This is a genomic window from Neisseria sp. P0019.S002, assembly GCF_051957155.1.
Taxonomy (GTDB): domain Bacteria; phylum Pseudomonadota; class Gammaproteobacteria; order Burkholderiales; family Neisseriaceae; genus Neisseria; species Neisseria perflava.
This window is the reverse complement of sequence record NZ_JBQCWS010000001.1, coordinates 244,155-261,054: the sequence shown is the minus strand read 5'-3', so window position 1 is coordinate 261,054 and position 16,900 is coordinate 244,155. Positions and strand designations below refer to the sequence as shown.

Below are 16,900 nucleotides of genomic sequence, written 5' to 3'. Positions count from 1 at the left end.
GCCTATCAAAAGACTATCTGAAATTTATTTAAACTGCTTCAAAAAGTTCAAATCATTATCGAAGAACAGGCGCAAGTCGTTCACGTTGTAACGCAGCATAGCGAAGCGGTCGAGACCAATACCAAAGGCGAAACCGGTATATTTTTCAGGATCGATATTAACGTTTTTCAACACGTTAGGATGTACCATGCCACAGCCACCAACTTCCAGCCATTTACCGTTTTCGCCCATGATGTCGATTTCGGCAGAAGGCTCAGTAAACGGGAAGAAAGACGGACGGAAACGTACTTGCAGGTCATCGCTTTCAAAGAAGCGACGGATAAAGTCAGTGAACACTGCTTTCAAGTCAGCAAAAGTTACGCACTCTTCTACCCACAAACCTTCGGCCTGATGGAACATAGGCGAGTGAGTGGCGTCACTGTCCACGCGGTAAACGCGACCGGGAGCAATAATGCGGATAGGCGGCTCTTTTTTGTCGAGCATATAGCGGATTTGAATAGGCGAAGTGTGTGTACGCAAAACGTCGCCGTTTTCAACGTAGAAAGTATCTTGCATCGCACGCGCTGGGTGATTTGCAGGAATATTCAAGGCTTGGAAATTATGGAAATCGTCTTCGATTTCAGGGCCGTCTGCCACTCCAAAACCCATACCGTGAAACAGCTCAACCACACGTTGCAAAGTCAAAGTCACTGGGTGCAAACCGCCATGCTCTTGTGCACGGCCCGGCAAAGTAATATCCAAGGCTTCTGCAGCCAATTGAGCTTGCAGCTTGGCTTCATTCAGGGCATCGCGTTTGGCATTAAAGGCCGTCTGAAACTGATTTTTGCATTCGTTGATGTGCGCGCCTATGGTTTTACGCTCTTCAGGAGACATTTGACCCAAAGTTTTCAAAAGTCCGGTCAATTCGCCGGTTTTACCAAGATAGCGTGCTTTAATTTGTTCTAAGGCATTGAAGTCTTGCGCGGCTTCAATAGCGGCAATACCTTCTGCAACGATACGGTTTACATTTTCCATAGTGGTTTATCGTCTGTTTGTTGATGGCAGGACGTCTGGAACAACAAAGCCGTCTGTTGGATTTGATTGCAAACCCGTTCAGACGGCCTTTTGTCTTACTGCGGCCAATCCGTTTGATAAGAGAGACCTATTTTATCGCAAATTAGTATAAAAAAATAGAGTTTAAAGAAAGAAAATCAACTACATAGGATTTCTTTAAGAAAAGAAAAAAGGAAGCACAAGCTTCCTTTTTAAATAATCTTATCGAATTAAGCAACCAAAGCAGCTTTAGCTTTTTCAACCAATTGTGCAAATGCAGCTTTGTCGAATACAGCCAAATCAGCCAATACTTTGCGGTCGATTTCGATAGCAGCGCGTTTCAGGCCGTTCATGAATTTGCTGTAAGACAGACCATTTTCACGGGCACCTGCGTTGATACGAACGATCCACAGTTGACGGAATTGACGTTTGCGTTGGCGACGGTCACGGTATGCGTATTGACCGGCTTTCATTACCGCTTGTTTGGCAACACGGTAAACGTTTTTACGACGACCGCGGTAGCCTTTGGCTAACGCGAAGACTTTTTGGTGGCGAGCACGAGCGGTAACACCGCGTTTTACGCGTGGCATATTCTAAACTCCTTAAGCGTAGGGCAACATTTTAGCAACAGAAGCCAAATCGCGTGAATCCACCATAGCGGTGCCGCGCAATTGACGTTTAGTTTTAGTGGTTTTTTTGGTCAGGATGTGACTTTTGAACGCATGACCGCGTTTTACACCACCGTTACCCAGTACTTTAAAGCGTTTTTTCGCGCTAGACTTGGTTTTCATTTTAGGCATTGGAAAACTCCATTCGTTATTAGATAAGGTATAAGGGGTTTTGAAATAAATTTCAAACACTTGGAACCCAAAATACCACGGTTTTTGCCGCTAATTAAACCTTATTCCGAGCGGCAATCGAAATAAGCCTTGTATTATAGCTTTATTTTTTCTTAGGCGCAATCATCATCACCATTTGGCGGCCTTCCATTTTAGGGAAAGACTCTATTTGTGCCACTTCAGCCAACTCTTCTTTTACGCGTTCAAGCAGTTGGGCGCCCAATTGTTGGTGGGCCATCTCACGACCGCGGAAACGCAATGTCACTTTGACTTTGTCACCATCGGCAAGGAAACGGTTGATGTTGCGCATCTTGATTTGATAGTCGCCTTCATCAGTACCCGGACGGAATTTAATTTCCTTGATTTGTACCTGCTTTTGGTTTTTCTTAGCTTCGTCGCGCTTCTTGGCTTGTTGGTATTTGTATTTACCGTAATCCATCAGTTTGCAAACGGGCGGTTTGGCAGTCGGGGAAATTTCTACCAAATCGACATCTTGCTCTTCGGCCATAGCCAGAGCTTCACGAACTGAAACGACACCAAGCTGATCGCCTGACTCACTGATTAATCGCACTTCTTTGGCGGTAATTTCACCATTGATTCGTGCTTCGCGTTCTTGAGCGATGATGAATACTCCTATAAAAATTAATGATTGACGAGGGCATCAGTGATTTCTTGCTGCAATTGTGCAATAAAATCATCTACATTCAAAGAACCCAAGTCTTCTGCTTTGCGGCGTACCGCAACTTTGTTTTCTTGTTTCTCTTTATCGCCGACAACAATTTGATAAGGGAAACGGTATTGGCTGTTGTCACGGATTTTGTAACCGATTTTTTCGTTACGCAAATCCAATTCGACACGGAAGCCTGCCGCCTGCAATTTGGCAGCCACTTCACGACAATAATCTGCCTGGTTCTCGGTAATATTCATAATCACCATTTGAACCGGAGCAAGCCACAATGGGAATGAGCCTGCATGGTTTTCAATCAGAATACCGATGAAGCGCTCCAAAGAACCCAAAATAGCACGGTGCAACATTACAGGACGCGCACGATCGTTGTTTTCTGTTACATATTCGGCATTCAAACGCTCTGGCAATACAAAGTCCAACTGCAGGGTACCGCACTGCCAAGAGCGACCCAAGGCATCTTTGACATGATACTCAATCTTAGGACCGTAGAATGCACCTTCGCCAGGTAACTCTTCCCACTCTACACCGCAAGCGGTCAATGCATCACGCAAACCTTGTTCGGCCTTATCCCAAACTTCGTCAGAACCTGCACGTTGCTCAGGGCGGAGGGACAGCTTCACAGCAACATCATGGAAGCCGAATTGTTTGTAAATGCGAACCAGCAATTCATTGAATGCACGTGCTTCATCAACGATTTGATCTTCAGTACAGAAGATATGCGCATCATCTTGCACAAAACCGCGAACACGCATCAGACCATGTAATGCACCGCTTGGTTCATTGCGGTGGCAAGAACCGAACTCGGCCAAACGCATTGGCAAATCGCGATATGAGCGCAAACCGTTATTAAAAATTTGCACATGACCCGGACAGTTCATCGGTTTAACTGCGTATTCGCGTTTTTCTGAACTGGTCACGAACATATTGTCTTTATAGTTTTCCCAGTGACCGGATTTTTCCCAGAAGGTCTTATCCATAATCTGAGGCGTTTTCACCTCTTTATAACCGGCAGCATTCAGCTCTTTGCGCATATGCTGCTCAATCACCTGCCACAAAGCCCAGCCCTTAGGATGCCAGAACACCATACCCGGCGCTTCATCTTGCAGGTGGAACAAATCCAATTGTTTACCCAGCTTACGGTGGTCGCGTTTTTCTGCTTCCTCGATGCGTTGGATATAGGCTTTCAATTCGTCTTTACTTGCCCAAGCCGTACCGTAAATACGTTGCAACATTTCATTATTGCTGTCGCCGCGCCAGTATGCGCCTGCCAGTTTGGTCAGCTTAAAGTTTTTCAAGAAACGGGTATTGGGAACGTGAGGACCGCGGCACATATCGACGTATTCTTGATGATGATACATACCCATTGCTTCCACTTCAGGCATATCTTCAATCAGACGCAATTTGTACTCTTCGCCGCGATCTTGGAAAATTTTGACGGTTTCTGCACGGGGTGTCATCACTTTAATGACGTCATAGTCTTGTGCAATCAACTCTTTCATGCGCGCTTCGATAGCGGCCACATCATCAGGCGTAAATGGTTTTTCAGTCGCAATATCGTAATAGAACCCGTCTTCAATCACCGGGCCGATAACCATTTTTGCATCTGGGTAGAGCTGCTTGACCGCATGACCGACCAAGTGCGCGCAGGAGTGGCGGATAATTTCCACGCCTTCTTTGTCTTTAGGCGTAATGATTTGAACATGGGCATCTTCGGTAATCGGATCGCAAGCATCCACCAATTTACCGTTAACCTTGCCCGCTACCGTTGCCTTTGCCAGACCTGCACCGATAGACGCTGCAATTTGCGCCACGGTAACGGGTGATTCATATTGGCGGACCGAACCGTCCGGCAAGGTAATGTTCAACATCAGAAAGCTCCAAAACATTAAAAAATAACGGCATAAAGCCGTTATGGAAATTTGGTAGGCACAATTGGACTCGAACCAACGACCCCCACCATGTCAAGGTGGTGCTCTAACCAACTGAGCTATGTGCCTTCATCTAAGTCGCTTATTGTAACGAAGCGTGTTCCCTTTTGCAAGCATTCGTAAATACTTTTCAGACGGCCTGAATATTTTTGTTTGATTTATGTCTCATTTTTTATTTCCTCTATTATTTATTCAGGCCGTCTGAAGCATTGTTTTGACAAAGATAAAATCCAGCCGTCAACCAACGAAAAATCCTTTATAATCTGCCCTTTCATTTCGCACACACGCGAACGTCCAATCTATTATTACTATGCTCAAATTTACCTTACACAAAAAAGACGGTCATGCCCGACGCGGCACTTTGGAACTGAACCACGGCAAAATCGAAACGCCGGTATTTATGCCGGTCGGTACTTATGGTTCGGTCAAAGCGATGAACCCGCAAAACCTGCATGATATCAAAGCGCAAATCATCTTAGGCAACACTTACCATCTGTGGCTACGCCCCGGTTTGGAAGTCATCGAACAATTCGGCGGCCTGCACGAATTTATAGGTTGGGATAAGCCGATTTTGACAGACTCAGGCGGTTTCCAAGTATTCTCGTTGTCCGATATGCGCAAGCTGACCGAAGAAGGCTGTACATTCCAAAGCCCGATCAATGGCGACAAACTGTTCCTCTCGCCTGAAGTGTCGATGAAAATCCAAACTGTGTTGAATTCCGACATTGTGATGCAGTTAGACGAATGCACCCCTGGCGAAGCAACGCACAGCCAAGCGCAAAAATCGCTGCAAATGAGCCTGCGCTGGGCGGAACGCAGCAAAAAGGCTTTTGAAGACCTGAAAAACCCAAATGCGCTGTTTGGTATTGTACAAGGCGCGATGTATGAAGATTTGCGCGAAGAGTCGCTGAAAGGTTTGGAAGAACTCGACTTCCCCGGCTTGGCCATCGGCGGCTTGTCTGTTGGCGAACCTAAGCCCGAAATGTACCGTATGTTGCGCGCCGTCGGCCCTATCCTGCCGGAACACAAGCCACATTATTTGATGGGCGTCGGCACGCCTGAAGACTTGGTATACGGCGTGGCACACGGCGTGGATATGTTCGACTGCGTCATGCCTACCCGCAATGCGCGTAACGGCTGGCTGTTTACCCGTTTTGGCGATTTGAAAATCAAAAACGCCAAACACAAACTCGACAAGCGTCCGATTGATGAAAGCTGCACCTGCTACGCCTGTCAGAATTTCAGCCGCTCCTACCTGCACCATCTGCACCGTGTCGGCGAAATCTTGGGCGCACAGCTCAACACCATCCACAATCTGCACTTCTACCAAGTCATCATGGCAGAAATGCGCGAAGCCATCGAACAAGGTAAATTTGCCGATTGGCAGGCGCAATTCCATGAAAACCGCGCCCGCGGTGTGGATTAATCCTTTTAAAGGCCGTCTGAAATTAGGTTTTAATTCAAACTGCTTTTCAGACGGCCTCAATATTCTTAATTAATAAAGCACAATCATGTCCCGTTTCCATACCGAACCTCCCTTAGCCTACACAGCACAAAACCGTACCGCCGTCCTACTGCTCAACCTCGGCACGCCTGACGCGCCCACTGCTGCCGCAGTCAAACCTTACTTGAAAGAATTTCTGTCCGATCAACGCGTTGTCGAACTGCCCAAGCTCTTATGGCAACCGATATTACGCGGCTTGGTATTGACTTTTCGCCCGAAAAAAAGCGCACATGCCTATGAAAAAGTTTGGTTTAAAGAAGGTTCGCCGCTTGAGGTTTACACACGCCGCCAAGCAGAAGCCTTGACCAAACATTTACCCGATGTCATCGTCCGTCATGCCATGACTTACGGCAACCCAAGCGTTGCCGACGTTTTGGCGGAACTCAAAGCCCAAGGCGTGGGCAAATTGCTGGTCATTCCTCTCTATCCGCAATATGCCGGCTCTTCTACTGGCGCGGCTTTGGACAAAGTGTTTCAAGAGTTATTGCTGCAACGCAACCAAATGAGCGTCCGCACCGTCTCCCGTTATTACGACGATGCCGCCTATATTCAAGCCATGAAGCAGCATATTGAAGCCTATTGGGCCCAAAACGGACGCGGTGAAAAACTGATGTTGAGCTTCCACGGCATTCCGCAAAAGCATCACGACGACGGCGACCCCTATCCTGACGAGTGCCACCATACTGCCAAACTGCTGGCGCAGGCATTGGGCTTGTCCGAACAAGAATATATCGTTTCTTTCCAAAGCCAGTTTGGCAAATCCCAATGGGTCAAGCCCAGCACGCAAGCCCTGTTTGATGAGCTTCCGAAACAAGGCACAACCAAACTCGACGTATTCTGCCCCGGCTTCCTGGCCGATTGCCTTGAAACCATGGAAGAAATCGCCATTATGGGACGCGAACAATTCCACGCCGCAGGCGGCAAAGAATACCGTTACATCCCCTGCCTCAACGATTCCGCCGACTGGATTGCCGCACTTGCACAATTAAGTCGGGCCAATCTGCAAGGCTGGATTTGACCTAAACCAAAGGCCGTCTGAAAAATCCACTTTCAGACGGCCTTTAGCGTTATCATCAAGTTATTCAAACGCAAACCAAGCGTGTAGCCATCAAAAACACTACTCAAAAAGGAACACATCATGACTGCACTCCGCCCTATCCTGCTCCTTCTGACCGCACTCAGCATCCCAACCGCTTTTGCCGCTGATGCCACGCTGATGAGCAAAGGACAAAAGATTTACGAAACCAACTGCGCCGCCTGCCACGGCAAAAAAGGCGAAGGCCGGGGTGCCATGTTCCCGCCACTGTTCCAGTCCGACTATATCAATAAAAAACCGCAAGTCCTGTTGCAAAGCATGACCAAAGGTATCAACGGTCCGATTAAAGTGAACGGCAAACCCTACAACGGCTTCATGCCTTCTACCGCCATCAATGATGCCGATGTCGCCGCCGTTGCCACTTACATCATGAACGCCTTCAATAATGGCGGTGGTACGATTACTGAAGCAGATGTCAAAAAATCTCACGGGAAAAAATAAAACGTCTCTCCCCTAAAGGCCGTCTGAACATTTCAGACGGCCTTATATATTGCGTTCCATCAGGGGCGCATATTCTTAACTCTTGTAAAGCCCCTTAACTTAGCCAGTGAAGGGGCTTTAATTATGCTTATTTTCTATACCGTAAATCCCGAGCCAGTATCTTTTCCAAAGGCATATATCCTCAAAGTTTTTAAGGATATCAATGATGAATCTCAATGTGTCAAAACCCTTTGCTTTCCTATTTCTTATCCAGCTTTAAAACACAAGGCTGAAAACGCCGCAAACGAATGCGGAAGACTTTTAGTAAGGGAATTGATGAATGAAGAATTTAGCCGTGAAAGCTTGGGAAGATAAAGCCGTGGCGGTAGGCGCAGATATGGCGGCCGCTTTAGCGGACGGCAATCCTGCGCCAACCGCCGAAGGCTGCCCCCCTAGGCTAATAGGGGGGAGCAAAATAAAACCCCTAATCCGAAGGGTGCGGAAAAATCGGATAATCAAGATTTTGAGTTTGAATATTTCAGCCATTTCGTATCGGATGGAAAAGGCAAATTCATTGAAATACCGTTAAGAAGAGGAAGGGATGACGGCGCATTTATTGACCAAATCACTTTTACAATTCATGAAGACAGTTTGCCTAAAGTAACAGGTAAAGGATTGGTATCAGATACAGAATTCGTTGTGAAGTATAGCGAGCTGTTAGAAGAAATTTTAGGTTTTGGCATTACCCAAAAACTACCGTTTAAAGGAAAGTTTTTCTATAAAAGCTGTTACCAACTTGGCCCGGATAACGTCGAATATGGCAAGGTTCATTACGGCGGTCAGAGAGAAACAATGCTGGTTGAATTGAATGGTACAGGTTGTCAGGCTGCTATACCCGGTTGGGAAAACCGACTGTATGAGTTTTTAAGTAAGTGCATACGTCCAAAAATTACCCGCGTTGACGTCGCCCATGATTTTTTTAACGGCGAATACACACCCGATCAGGCATTACTTGATCATGATAATGGTCATTTTGACGTTCATAACATGAGGCCAAAAAGCGAATGCCGCGGTACTGCATGGCGCAATGATGATGGTAGCGGCAAAACATTTTATGTAGGTAAACGCGGCAATTCAAAATTCACTCGCGTTTATGAGAAAGGAAAACAATTTGGCGATGTCAACAGTCCATGGGTCAGGTTTGAAACTGAATTTCGGGCAGGCGATATAGAAATACCCTTAGATGTTTTGCTTTATCCCGGTTCGTATCTTGGCGGCGCTTATCCGATATGTAATGCGATCTTCAAAACAGAAGCCAAACGGATGGATGCCAAGACAGAAACAGTAAATTTATCTTTCGATCACAAACTGTTTCATGCGCGTAATCAGGTTGGAAAGATGGTTAATTTCCTTCGCGATATAGGGTGGGATGATACAAAAATTGTAGATGAACTTGTAAAAGGAATTGAAGGTTATCCCAAAGGTTTACAACCTGAACAATACGACTGTAGAGATCAGACACAAAAGATTCAGTATATACACGAAGAGCAAAAAGCAATTGATGATTTGAACATGCAAACATTACTTGATGATTTGCTTGATGAGAAAGAAACCGCATTCCCACAAGATAGGGAAAAACAACACATTAAAGACATCGAACTCGAAGAGAGAATTATTTCAAATTTTTTAAACAAGTAAAGGAAATTCAAAATGTTTGAGCAAAGCCAAGTAACCACGTATTCAGCAACCCTTTTGGGAGCAAAACAATTCAAAGGCGAAATCGACGGTAACAAAATCGATTCTTGCACTGTTTTGGTAGCCAGCCCCATGCCTTCAAACGGCAATGCCGTAGGCTTTACCGCGGCAAGCATGAAATTTGGCGATAGCCATAATTTCGACAAGCTGAAAAATCTTAAATTCCCATGCGCGGTTGACGTAACCGTTGCAATGGAATCAACAGGTAAAGGCCTTGTTCCAAAATTGCTTGATTTCCAAGTTAAAGGCGCAGCGCCCAAAGCCTAAGAAAGGCTGAATCATGAGTAAGTATCAGCAAAAATTTATTGTACAAGAACTCGAAAACCATGAATTTATCTATCCCGATCCATTCGGCGATATTGGCTTTACTCCTAACATTAAATCTGCCGGTCAATATGAAAGTTATGAAGATGCTTTCAGTTCGGCGATTGAAGAAATCGGCGGCGAATTTTTAATTTTCAGTTTTTATACAAAAGAAGATTAAGTTTAAGAGGCTCGGCGGGCGGTCTCTAAAACCTTCACATAGCCCGCAAACACATTTTTTTAAACATTTCGTTAAGGAAAACATCATGAAATTGATGAACACTTGCCGTAAATACGGCGCAAAACTGGCCGTTGTTGCCGCAGCTCCTCTGGCTTTCGCTACTCAAGCATGGGCCGAAGTACCTGAAAGCGTTAAAACCGACTTGGCTACTGCAAAGACTGATGCATTATCCGTTGCGGCCATCGTACTGGGTATTATCGCTTCAATCTTCGCTATCCAGCTGATCCGTCGCGTATTGCGCTAATTCGAAGCCTATTTCAGACGACCCCTTAAAGGTCGTCTGAATACTAATTGACATGAGAATTTAAATAATGGGCTACCAAGTCGGAAATAATTGTTACGCAACCCGTCAGGATGCCGAAAACGTCTATTTCAGCCTAGTCTCTCCGAAGATTGGCGATGATGGAAAGCTATATCAGCTTAATTTTACAAAGTTTGGCTGGAAATATGGGGAACAGATTTTAAAAGCTGAATTGCCAGAATGTAACCCGATAGACAGCATGAAGGACGGATCCTATATAGGCTGGTCAGTAGTTGCCATCATGGCAGCGGTTTGGGGTATTAGGTTGATATGGCAGAAATTAAGGTAAAACCATGATGGACTTTTATTTTTATCTTGGTGTGTTTGTTCCGGTCGTGGTGGGCTGGATGATTTTTAAATGACGTGGCTATATAATCTAACTTTCAGCAATCATTACGAAAGTTAGCATTATGTTTTACATTTCAGAAGAAGAATTGAGATTTAAAAAAGATACGAATCCAGATTTTGAAAATGAAAAATTGTGTCATGTGTTTATGACTGAATTATTCAATTTGAAAAATTTGTATCCGTTCCATAATTTTATTGAGATTGCAAAAAACGCAATGCATTATTATTTGAACAGAAGTTACTTAGATGAAGTAATTGTATTTTTTGAAGATTGTTCAATTCTGAAAGTGAATTTCACAAAAGATGGGTTTGAGTGGTCTGAATATTATGATGAAGATATTACAACGGCTTTTTATTACGGTCGTTATACTTTTAGGGTTTAATATTTCGTTCGCTGATGTCGATATACACGTTGAAAAAAATGGTCGGATGCGTGTACCGGCTGGCGGATTTAATCAGAATGGGATACGCCCTTGGATGTATCTTGATAGTAACGGACCTAAGTTTCATCATGAATATGTTTCAAGATTCGACAAATCACTTCATGTCCGCGAAGCCTCCACAGGTCTCCGCTCTGCCTCAACCGTACCAGTAACCATAGAACAAAAAGTATCCCGTTCTACCGTCCTAAAAAACCTCCTCTCCAAAGCCCGTGTTGGCGGTAAATTCGCAAGAGTAGGCGGCGGTCCTGTCGGTTTTGCAGTATCGACCGCTGCTTTTTATCTCGTAGATGCAGCCTTAAGCAAAGAAGGCTATGAATATAATACAGACCATGAAAACTTCGGCAAGACAGAACCAAATTATGGCTATTGCGTTTCGGCATTAAATTCTAATTATTGCACTGAATACCGAATAGAAACAAAAAAAGATTATTGGCAGGAAGGCGCAGCCAATAATGAAAAATTGAAAAAAGCAATGTGTAATCTTGCTTATGCAAAAGGCCTTTTTTTTAATCCTGTGCCTTTTACGCCTGATGAGATACGCGTCGAAGGTGATTGGTGTGTTGCTTATCAAAAAAGTGAAAATGGCGAAACAAAGCCCTCGGTTTTAATGTCGGTTATTTCTTACGTCAAATATAAAGGCAAATTTTCGCCTATTTCGCAATCAGAATTTGACCGCATTATCGGCCCTAAAGCCGATTCCTCCCCGTCTCAATACGTTAACGCAACCGCCAACGAAGACGGCAGCATTCCGGGTGAATCGCAAAGCACGCTGACCGTGCCTAACGGCACAGTCATCACACTTGGCCCGGCAACAGGGCAAGACGGAAGACCATTTCAAATAACCATCAGCTTTACGACAGGGTCAGACGGCAACACAAGCGCGAAAGTAACCACAACCCCGCGCCCCGATCTTACACCTGGCGGATCTGAAGCACCTAATACCAAGCCTGATCCAGATCCTGCGCCTAATCCTGATGGAAAGCCAGATAAAAAACCTGATGATAAACCCGATTCAGATGATAAGCCTGATAAACGTCCAGATGATGATCCATCTAATAAAAGGAAAGAAGATAAAAAAGAAGATAAAAAAGATGACAAGAAAGAAGAATCAAAAGGATTACTTTGTAATGTTTTCCCTGACATATTAGCTTGTTCAGAAAAAGGCGATGTAGAGGAACAAGAAGAACCTTTCAAAATTCCTCATACAAATAACGAAACAACATTTAGCCCCGATTTCTTCCTACCCGAAAATGGTGTTTGCCCTGCTCCACGAACTGCAACCTATTTGGGCATAACCATGGAATTTAAATATGACATGATTTGTAATTTTGCCGAAATGATACGCTTCCTTGTGATTGGTATCGCTGCGGTAGCAGCAGCATTTATCATGTTTTCAAGTAGAAAGGACTAAAGCATGAAAGCTGCGTTTTTCGCCATATTACAAAGGCTATTAACCTATATTGTTGCGAAAGTATTTATTGCCCTTGGCATTAGTTTTGTAACCTTTACAGGTTTTACAGTTGGCTTAGGTTTTATAAAAGACTACGTAAAAAATCAGTTCAACTCAATGCCATCAGACATTCTTCAAATTGTCATGATGGCAGGCTTCGGCCATGCATTAGGTCTGATATTCGGAGCATTTGCATTTAACGTTGCTATGCAAAGTATTAGCAAACTGTCATTTATTCCAGGGGGAAAAGCTAAATGATTATTTTACAAACTGGCGTACCAGGTAGCGGAAAAACTAGCTCTGTCGTCAATATGCTGATGACAGACGAAAGCTACACACATTTTACTGATAAAGACGGTGTAAAGAAAAAACGTCCATTGTTCGTCAACGGCATTCCTGAATTGAAGATAGAACATGAAGAACTTACAGATGAACAAATTAAAGAAAAGCCATTTCAAGATTTTCTCCCTTATGGCTCGCTCGTCATCATAGATGAAGCGCAAAGGCTGATGGGCACACGTTCAGCCGCTTCAAAAGTACCTCCATTTATAGAAGCTTTGGCATTACATCGACATCATGGTTTAGATATTGTGCTGATTACTCAACATCCAAGTTTTCTTGATAGCTTCGTAAGAAAGCTTGTTCAACGTCATATGCATGTATCGATTAAGCCGGTAGGACGTAAACTCTATGAATGGAACGAATGTGTAGATCAGCCTGATAGCAGTGTGAATATTGCTAGGGCAATAGAAAGAACGTTTGTAGTACCTAAAAAATCTTTTGGTATGTACAAATCCGCTGAAGTCCATACTAAGCCGAAAAGACGTATACCAAAAAGTCTTATATTCGTAGCCTTGTTTTTACCTTTATTAATTGGTTTTGCCGTTTATACCATTAATGGAATGAGTAAACGATTTAACCAAGAGGAAAAACAACAGACAGCGGCATTGACTACATCAGATACAACGGATGAAGTTACAACACCGGAAAATAGTACACCGCCTCAACCGACTAGTAGTTTAAAGCCTGAAGATTTTGTACCTACACTTGCCGAAAAACCTGAAAGTAAACCCATTTATGACAATGTAAGACAAGTTAAAACCTTTGAATACATCGCCGGTTGCGTTGAAGGTGGTAATAGTGGCTGTACTTGTTATAGCGCACAAGGCACGCCGCTAAAAGAAGTTACTAAAGCCATGTGTAAGGACTATGTGAAAAACGGTCTGCCTTTCAATCCCTATAAGGATGAACAGCACACCGTACAACAGCCACAAACAACACCGCAGACAGCCTATGCGCCTGAAAATGGACAAGTGCTTACAATGGGCGGTAAAAGCCCTCAAAACCTGATGTATGACGGCTATGTTGAAGCAGGCGAAACAACAGGATTCCAAAACGGTGCAAAGGTCGGCAGTTAAGAGATATTTATTTAATTGTTGATGTAGCCTAAGCGGAATCAACGGTTAAATAAATATCAACGGGGTGCGGGAACTCCCGCCTTTTTGAAATTGGGTAAATTAAATTGAAACCTGTAAATCGTTTTAATTAAGACGGTTTACAGGTTTTTGTTTAAGCGCAAAACAAAAGCCTGGGCGGTTTAGACAGTATAACGGCCAAAGTTAAAAACTGACGAAAAGATATGCCGAACCGTCCAATTACCTTAAAGATTGAATATCATCATAGCCGTATCAGGCTGAATAAATAAGGAAAATGAAATGAATGTAATAGGGTTGGATGTATCTAAAGACACGATAGACGCAACATTGATTACAACTAAAGGAAGCAAAGAATATATAAAAATATCCAACAATACAGAAGGATTTGAGAATCTGATTAATTGGATAAAAACAAAAAGAATCAGAAAAATTGCCATAAGTATGGAAGCAACGGGTATTTACTACGAACAGGCGGCTGAATATTTGAGCGTTTTATATACGATCTTTGTTATTAATCCCTTAAAAATCAAAGAATACGCAAAAAGTCAGTTTAGCCATACCAAAACAGATAAAGCAGATTCAAAACTTATCGCCGAATTTACAAACCGCCATTTAGACAAACTGACACCGTTTAGGCCGTCTGAAAATCCCATACTCTACAAACTGATAAATCTGCTGCAACAACTTAAGGAACAGCAAAAAGAAACACAAAACAGGTTGCATACCGCAAAAGACATCTACATAAAATCAACCCATGAAGCAATCATAGAACTGCTTGAAGAAAAAATAGATCAGACATCAAAGCGAATAGAAGGCATGATAAAGCAGAAAGAAAGCCTAAATATCGAATATCAAAACTTGCAAACCATACCGGCAATAGGAAAAGAAACCGCAGTGATCCTACTAAGACACCTGACAGATAAGAATTTTGAAACAGCGAATAAATTTGTAGCTTTTGCCGGCCTAAGTCCAAAAATTGAACAATCAGGGACAAGTGTCAATAAAAAAGGCAGATTGAGCCGATACGGACACCGGCAATTAAAACGCGCCTTGTTCATGCCTGCCCTTGTTGCCTACCGCATGAATGCATTTCCTCAACTTGTAAGCAATTTGGAATCGGCAAAAAAGCCTAAGATGATAATCATCGTTGCACTAATGCGGAAATTGGCAAAAATCGCCTTTTATATACACAAGACTAAAAAGCCGTTTGATAAAGCGCGACATCAGACGGTTTAACGAATTTATACAAAATAAAACGGCTGTAAAAACAGCCGTTCCTTGTCGTTTCCGTTGAAAATGCAATAACTAAATACCTATTAAAAACAGTGATATAATAAATTAACCTATTTTAATAATTGACAGGTCAATATATCATCTTTTCGATACGGAACACATTTTTGTTTCCATATTTATGGTTATACAACATCAACAAACATACGCAAAAAACCGTCAAATCAAAAAAAGCATATGCGTTTTGTGTTAAAGTAAACGTTATTTAGCGGCTGTTTTGCGTCCAGGCCGTCTGAAAGGTTTTATGTTATGAACTTTTTCCGCAAGACTGTTTTATTTTTAGTCGTCCTCTCCATATTTGCCGCCTGCGGCTCCTTTATTTCCCAATACGTTTTGGGCATGAACCCGTGCGTATTATGCATCCTGCAACGCTTGTGCGTATTGGCTGTCGGGCTGTTGGCCATTGTTACGGCATTCAGTTCTCAATCTTCCAAATTTGCCCGCTCGCTCTCGGCATTGTTGATTGCCGCTCCGGCCGTTTACGGCGCCGGTGTCGCCGCCTATCAAATTTGGCTGCAAAGCCTGCCACCCGGCACCGCCCCTTCTTGCGGCGCACCTTGGACCTTCCGCCTGCGCGACTGGCCTTTGTTCGATTGGTTTGAACCCATCGTCCGCGGCTTTGGCAACTGCGCCGAGCCGGACTATCTATTCGGCGTCGCCCTGCCGGTGTGGAGTATTTTGTATTTCAGCTTCGTCGTATTGCTGCTGCTTTGGGCTTGGTTGAAAACCAGAAAAATCTGATTGGTTTCGATATAAAAAGGCCGTCTGAAATTTCAGACGGCCTTTTGTTCTTTAAACTGTTTAGTCCAGATTCAACACGGCAGAAGTGTAAACGTCTTGTACGTCGTCCAAATCTTCCAATGCGTCAATCAGTTTTTGCATCTTAACCGCATCTTCGCCGCTTAACTCGGTTTCCTTTTGGGCGCGCATGGTAACGTCACCGTCAACAGATTTGTAACCTGCGGCTTCCAATGCTGCTTTCACGCCCGCCCAGTCGTTCGGCGCGGTAACCACTTCGATGGAACCGTCGTCGTTGGTGATCACGTCTTCCGCACCTGCTTCCAAAGCCGCTTCCATCAGCGCATCTTCGTCAACACCCGGTTCAAACACCAAATAGCCTTGATGAACGAAGTTGAACGCTACGCAGCCGTCGGTACCCAAGTTACCGCCGTTTTTAGTGAACGCATGGCGTACATCGGCAACGGTACGGGTTTTGTTGTCGGTCAGACAGTCCACCATCAAAGCCGCGCCGCCGATGCCGTAGCCTTCGTAACGCAACTCGATGTATTCCACGCCTTCCAGATTGCCCGTACCTTTATCGATGGCACGTTGCACGTTGTCTTTAGGCATATTGTTTTCAGCGGCTTTTTCCAAAGCCAGGCGCAGGCGCGGGTTTGCGCCGGGATCGCCGCCGCCCATGCGGGCAGCAACGGTAATTTCTTTAATCAGACGGGTGAAGATTTTGCCGCGTTTGGCATCTTGTCGGGCTTTTTTGTGTTGGATATTTGCCCACTTACTATGGCCTGCCATGTTGATTCCTTTCGTTTTTTCACGCATTGAGGCGGAATTTGCTTCATTTGTAAGGCGTGCATTTTATCATAAGTTGCCTTTAGCCAAAATATTCAGACGGCCCGAACATTTGCAAAAAAGGCCGTCTGAAAACAAAAAAACCTTTTTTAAATAAAGAAGCACATTTGCGGCAAACCTTTGTCAGTTTTTCGTTTTAATTCACGAAGGTTTACGGTATGATGACAAAATCGGTCAAAATTGTTAACAACTTAACCGGTATCGAATGGCAAAACGGCCTGCTCGCCGATATTGCCAAC

20 protein-coding genes, 1 tRNA gene and 1 pseudogene are annotated in these 16,900 nt (G+C 44.1%); 15 read left to right on the top strand and 7 right to left on the bottom strand.

What is annotated here, in order from left to right:
• Nucleotides 1-24: 24 nt before the first annotated feature.
• The 6 genes from pheS to ACTHTY_RS01230 form a co-directional block, all read right to left on the bottom strand.
• A complete protein-coding gene (gene pheS, locus ACTHTY_RS01255; RefSeq protein ID WP_440366211.1) occupies nucleotides 25-1,014 on the bottom strand; it encodes a phenylalanine--tRNA ligase subunit alpha in 990 nt (329 codons plus the stop codon).
• Between the two features lie 248 nt (nucleotides 1,015-1,262).
• On the bottom strand, nucleotides 1,263-1,622 hold the full coding sequence (gene rplT / locus ACTHTY_RS01250) for a 50S ribosomal protein L20 (protein ID WP_440366210.1): 360 nt from the start codon (nucleotides 1,620-1,622) through the stop codon (nucleotides 1,263-1,265).
• 12 nt (nucleotides 1,623-1,634) lie between these two features.
• A complete protein-coding gene (gene rpmI, locus ACTHTY_RS01245; protein ID WP_003675505.1) occupies nucleotides 1,635-1,832 on the bottom strand; it encodes a 50S ribosomal protein L35 in 198 nt (65 codons plus the stop codon).
• Between the two features lie 142 nt (nucleotides 1,833-1,974).
• Nucleotides 1,975-2,496, bottom strand: coding sequence for a translation initiation factor IF-3 (gene infC / locus ACTHTY_RS01240; protein ID WP_079453677.1), 522 nt, complete (start codon nucleotides 2,494-2,496; stop codon nucleotides 1,975-1,977).
• Between the two features lie 17 nt (nucleotides 2,497-2,513).
• Nucleotides 2,514-4,427 (bottom strand): threonine--tRNA ligase, encoded by a 1,914-nt coding sequence (gene thrS, locus ACTHTY_RS01235; protein ID WP_070843132.1) that lies wholly within the window; start codon nucleotides 4,425-4,427, stop codon nucleotides 2,514-2,516.
• 52 nt (nucleotides 4,428-4,479) lie between these two features.
• Nucleotides 4,480-4,556, bottom strand: a tRNA-Val gene (locus ACTHTY_RS01230).
• 241 nt (nucleotides 4,557-4,797) lie between these two features.
• Here ACTHTY_RS01230 and tgt point away from each other — a divergent pair.
• The 15 genes and pseudogenes from tgt to ACTHTY_RS01155 all read left to right on the top strand — a co-directional run bounded on the left by tgt (nucleotide 4,798) and on the right by ACTHTY_RS01155 (nucleotide 15,815).
• Nucleotides 4,798-5,913: a tRNA guanosine(34) transglycosylase Tgt gene (tgt, locus tag ACTHTY_RS01225; protein WP_003745960.1), complete on the top strand. Its 1,116-nt coding sequence runs from the start codon at nucleotides 4,798-4,800 to the stop codon at nucleotides 5,911-5,913.
• An 85-nt stretch (nucleotides 5,914-5,998) separates the two neighbouring features.
• Nucleotides 5,999-7,009, top strand: a complete 1,011-nt coding sequence (gene hemH, locus ACTHTY_RS01220; RefSeq protein ID WP_440366209.1) for a ferrochelatase — start codon at nucleotides 5,999-6,001, stop codon at nucleotides 7,007-7,009.
• Between the two features lie 120 nt (nucleotides 7,010-7,129).
• On the top strand, nucleotides 7,130-7,528 hold the full coding sequence (locus ACTHTY_RS01215; protein WP_070616128.1) for a c-type cytochrome: 399 nt from the start codon (nucleotides 7,130-7,132) through the stop codon (nucleotides 7,526-7,528).
• 123 nt (nucleotides 7,529-7,651) lie between these two features.
• Nucleotides 7,652-7,882 (top strand): hypothetical protein, encoded by a 231-nt coding sequence (locus ACTHTY_RS01210; protein WP_440366208.1) that lies wholly within the window; start codon nucleotides 7,652-7,654, stop codon nucleotides 7,880-7,882.
• 22 nt (nucleotides 7,883-7,904) lie between these two features.
• A pseudogene (locus tag ACTHTY_RS01205) lies at nucleotides 7,905-9,205 on the top strand (replication initiation factor domain-containing protein).
• A 12-nt stretch (nucleotides 9,206-9,217) separates the two neighbouring features.
• On the top strand, nucleotides 9,218-9,529 hold the full coding sequence (locus ACTHTY_RS01200) for a hypothetical protein (protein ID WP_049336679.1): 312 nt from the start codon (nucleotides 9,218-9,220) through the stop codon (nucleotides 9,527-9,529).
• Nucleotides 9,530-9,542: 13 nt separating this feature from the next.
• Nucleotides 9,543-9,746, top strand: a complete 204-nt coding sequence (locus tag ACTHTY_RS01195; RefSeq protein WP_049336678.1) for a hypothetical protein — start codon at nucleotides 9,543-9,545, stop codon at nucleotides 9,744-9,746.
• Between the two features lie 85 nt (nucleotides 9,747-9,831).
• Nucleotides 9,832-10,050 (top strand): major capsid protein, encoded by a 219-nt coding sequence (locus tag ACTHTY_RS01190; protein ID WP_070836707.1) that lies wholly within the window; start codon nucleotides 9,832-9,834, stop codon nucleotides 10,048-10,050.
• A gap of 67 nt (nucleotides 10,051-10,117) precedes the next feature.
• Nucleotides 10,118-10,396, top strand: coding sequence for a hypothetical protein (locus ACTHTY_RS01185; RefSeq protein ID WP_440366207.1), 279 nt, complete (start codon nucleotides 10,118-10,120; stop codon nucleotides 10,394-10,396).
• Nucleotides 10,397-10,517: 121 nt separating this feature from the next.
• The gene (locus ACTHTY_RS01180) at nucleotides 10,518-10,838 is read left to right on the top strand and encodes a hypothetical protein (protein ID WP_440366206.1); all 321 of its coding nucleotides are present in this window, start codon (nucleotides 10,518-10,520) and stop codon (nucleotides 10,836-10,838) included.
• Entirely contained in the window at nucleotides 10,783-12,309 is a 1,527-nt protein-coding gene (locus tag ACTHTY_RS01175) for an IgG-binding virulence factor TspB family protein (RefSeq protein ID WP_440366205.1), read from the top strand. The genes ACTHTY_RS01180 and ACTHTY_RS01175 overlap by 56 nt, the downstream gene beginning before the upstream one ends.
• A 3-nt stretch (nucleotides 12,310-12,312) precedes the next feature.
• On the top strand, nucleotides 12,313-12,606 hold the full coding sequence (locus tag ACTHTY_RS01170; protein ID WP_070459732.1) for a DUF2523 domain-containing protein: 294 nt from the start codon (nucleotides 12,313-12,315) through the stop codon (nucleotides 12,604-12,606).
• On the top strand, nucleotides 12,603-13,766 hold the full coding sequence (locus ACTHTY_RS01165; protein WP_440366204.1) for a zonular occludens toxin family protein: 1,164 nt from the start codon (nucleotides 12,603-12,605) through the stop codon (nucleotides 13,764-13,766). The genes ACTHTY_RS01170 and ACTHTY_RS01165 overlap by 4 nt, the downstream gene beginning before the upstream one ends.
• A 297-nt stretch (nucleotides 13,767-14,063) precedes the next feature.
• Entirely contained in the window at nucleotides 14,064-15,020 is a 957-nt protein-coding gene (locus tag ACTHTY_RS01160; RefSeq protein WP_440366203.1) for an IS110 family transposase, read from the top strand.
• A 303-nt stretch (nucleotides 15,021-15,323) separates the two neighbouring features.
• Nucleotides 15,324-15,815: a disulfide bond formation protein B gene (locus tag ACTHTY_RS01155; protein ID WP_039864291.1), complete on the top strand. Its 492-nt coding sequence runs from the start codon at nucleotides 15,324-15,326 to the stop codon at nucleotides 15,813-15,815.
• Between the two features lie 60 nt (nucleotides 15,816-15,875).
• On the opposite strand, the gene ACTHTY_RS01150 is transcribed toward ACTHTY_RS01155, so the two are convergent.
• On the bottom strand, nucleotides 15,876-16,604 hold the full coding sequence (locus ACTHTY_RS01150) for a YebC/PmpR family DNA-binding transcriptional regulator (RefSeq protein WP_440366202.1): 729 nt from the start codon (nucleotides 16,602-16,604) through the stop codon (nucleotides 15,876-15,878).
• Nucleotides 16,605-16,900 lie beyond the last annotated feature (296 nt).